Below are 2,537 nucleotides of genomic sequence, written 5' to 3'. Positions count from 1 at the left end.
TATGTACTCGGTCCAATCCAACATCCTGGTCGGCCCAGAGGCCGCCATCGGGGGCAAGCCCCCTCCCACATTATGACCGAGGAGGCCGGGAGGCCTTCACCGGAGCAGATCCCTTTCCACAAGGTCAGCGGGGCGGATAGTTGGCAAGAATCCTGGCCACCGTGCTGCGAATGGCATTACTCCGGTCCTGCGGATTCGGCGAACTGGCCATGATCTGCTCATCACTGCCCCGCCACACCAACTTACCGTCCCTGCCATCGAGCAAATCAATCTGCAGCGTCGCCACCTTGTAAGAGATGCTGCGCGTTTCGTTATACATCGGCGCCCCCCAATACCCATTCCACGGCCCGCCCCAGGCACCGCCGTAATTAGTGGTGACCTGTTGCTGACGGTCCTCGACGATCAGATAGGCCTGCACAGAGAGGTCGGCCTTGCTACCGGGCCCGGCGAGGCGCAGACCGCGCTGGTCAAGCTGCTCGCCCACCGCCTGGCGAATACGCTGCTCGGTGAGGTCGCTCTTGATACGCGGATCATCCGGACGATATTGCAGCGCCGGCTCTTTCCAGGCCCAGTTACGGTAGGCGCCAAAGTCGCGGCTGGCGTCAAAGTCATGATTGACCTGATTACTCTGGCAACCGCCCAGCAGCAGGACAACGGCAAGCGTAGCGATACGACGAAACATGAGGGTTCTCCGATGATCGGTCCGGCTTCAGTTGAGCATAGCGGTTAACGCGGAGGATACGCCGTCATCGCCTTCTGCACTGCCTGGCGCAACGCATCAGCGCGCTCGCTGAGGCTACCCTGGCTGCCCGTTTCGGCACTAGCGCTCCACACCGGCTGGCCGCTGCGGGCGTCGAACAGATTGACGCGCACCACCACGACCTGCACTTCATAGGTACGCACCATCGGCACCGAGTTGTACATGCCGTAGCCATTGCCATAGCGGTTGTAGCCGCCATAACCGTAGCCATAATCGTCCTGGACCTGGCGCAGACGCTTCTCCAGGCGCACATCGGCGCTGACCAGCAGGTCCGGCGCACGCGTGTCATGCACCGGACGCAGGCCGCGCTGGTCCAGCGCACCGCTGACGGCTTCGGCCACCTGGGCCGAATCCGCCCAGGCAGTGCCGGCCGGCAACTGGCCGTTGCGCCAGGCCCAATTGCGGTAGGCGCCATAGTCGCGCACCGGCGCCGGGTAAGCGCTGGCATCAAAGGTGGTGGCCGCCTGGGCCGGGGCCGGCGGCATTGGCGCCGACGCGGCCACGTAGGGGTTAGGGCTGGAGCAGGCGCCCAGCCCAAGGGACAACAGGATCAAACAGAGACGACGCATTTCGACCTCCGCAGACTGGGCTGCTTAAACCGGACGGCACACCCAGTGCAAATAACGCCCAAGTCCGGCAAAGCTTGGGTGACGACGGTGAGCGAGTTCCATCTCCAACAGATCCTGCAGCTCGGCGCGCGCCTGGAATTCCACCGGCATATAGTCATGGAACACGCGCACGCCACTTTGGCTTTCGACCTGCCACAGCCCTTCGAGTTGCGCCGCCAATTCCCTTGGGTCCAGTGGCTGTTGCGGCGTGAGGCTCTGCTTTTCGCCGGCCATATCGTTCCTGCGCATCTTGCGAAAGTGGCCCTTGAGCAGGTTGCGGTAGATCAGCGCATCGCGGTTATAGAACGCCAGGGACAACCAACCGCCGGGCAGCGTCAATTGATGCAGCACCGGCAGGATCGCATGGGGCTCGGCCAGCCATTCCAGCACGGCGTGGCACAGCACCAGATCGTAGGGCTCGGTGAGCTGGCCGAGCAAGTCTTGCCAGGGCGCCTGGATGAACGTGGCGCTCTGCCCGGCATCGGCAAAACGCTGGCGCGCGCCGTCGAGCATGGGCGCGGCAGGCTCGGCCAGGGTCACCTGATGGCCACGCTCGGCCAGCCACAACGACATATGCCCCAACCCCGCGCCGATATCCAGCACGCGCAACGGGCGATCCGGCAACGCCTCGGCGAGATCGGCCTGCAACACCGCCAGGCGGATCGCACCCTTGGCACCGCCATAGATTTTCTCGGCGAAGCGCGTGGCCAGCTGGTCGAAATGTCGATCACTCATGGGCAAACCGCCGTTCGCTGTCGGCCAGCTTGGCGCGCACCACTTCGTTCATGTCCAGGCCCAGCTCACTGCACAGCAATAGCAGGTACAGCACGATATCGCCGACTTCCTGGCCGGCATGAGCGAGCTTATCGGCCGGCAATTGGCGCGACTGGTCTTCGGTCAGCCATTGGAAAATCTCGACCAGCTCGGCCATTTCCACACTGGCGGCCATGGCCAGGTTTTTCGGGCTGTGGAATTGCTTCCAGTCGTTGGTATCGCGGATGCGGTGCAAGCGTTCGGTGAGGTGTTCGAGGTTCATTGGGGGCTCCTGAATGGGTATAGCTTCAGGGGGATGGGGAGTGAAGGCAAGTGAATAGCGGTGTTGCCCCCGATGAGCATAGGTATCTACACAACTCAGCAGCGCCCAACCGTAACCACGATGCGAAGCGAGC

At 63.0% G+C, this 2,537-nt stretch carries 4 protein-coding genes; all 4 read right to left on the bottom strand.

From position 1 onward, the window contains the following. Nucleotides 1-124: 124 nt before the first annotated feature. Genes BFP90_RS16535 through BFP90_RS16520 form a run of 4 tightly spaced genes read right to left on the bottom strand, consistent with a single transcriptional unit; the run spans nt 125 to nt 2,404 of the window. A complete protein-coding gene (locus tag BFP90_RS16535) occupies nt 125-682 on the bottom strand; it encodes a DUF4136 domain-containing protein (protein WP_065897440.1) in 558 nt (185 codons plus the stop codon). Between the two features lie 44 nt (nt 683-726). Continuing rightward, nucleotides 727-1,329 (bottom strand): DUF4136 domain-containing protein, encoded by a 603-nt coding sequence (locus tag BFP90_RS16530; RefSeq protein ID WP_065886475.1) that lies wholly within the window; start codon nt 1,327-1,329, stop codon nt 727-729. Between the two features lie 24 nt (nt 1,330-1,353). Further along, a complete protein-coding gene (locus BFP90_RS16525; RefSeq protein WP_065894663.1) occupies nt 1,354-2,103 on the bottom strand; it encodes a methyltransferase in 750 nt (249 codons plus the stop codon). Continuing rightward, nucleotides 2,096-2,404 carry a MazG-like family protein gene (locus BFP90_RS16520; protein WP_003188211.1) on the bottom strand — a complete coding sequence of 103 codons (309 nt, stop codon included), beginning with the start codon at nt 2,402-2,404 and terminating at the stop codon, nt 2,096-2,098. The genes BFP90_RS16525 and BFP90_RS16520 overlap by 8 nt, the downstream gene beginning before the upstream one ends. Nucleotides 2,405-2,537: the final 133 nt, after the last annotated feature.

Source organism: Pseudomonas sp. 24 E 13 (assembly GCF_900004715.1).
Lineage (GTDB): Bacteria > Pseudomonadota > Gammaproteobacteria > Pseudomonadales > Pseudomonadaceae > Aquipseudomonas > Aquipseudomonas orientalis_A.
The sequence above is the reverse complement of the archived record's forward strand: the minus strand, read 5'-3'. Positions and strand labels throughout refer to the sequence as shown.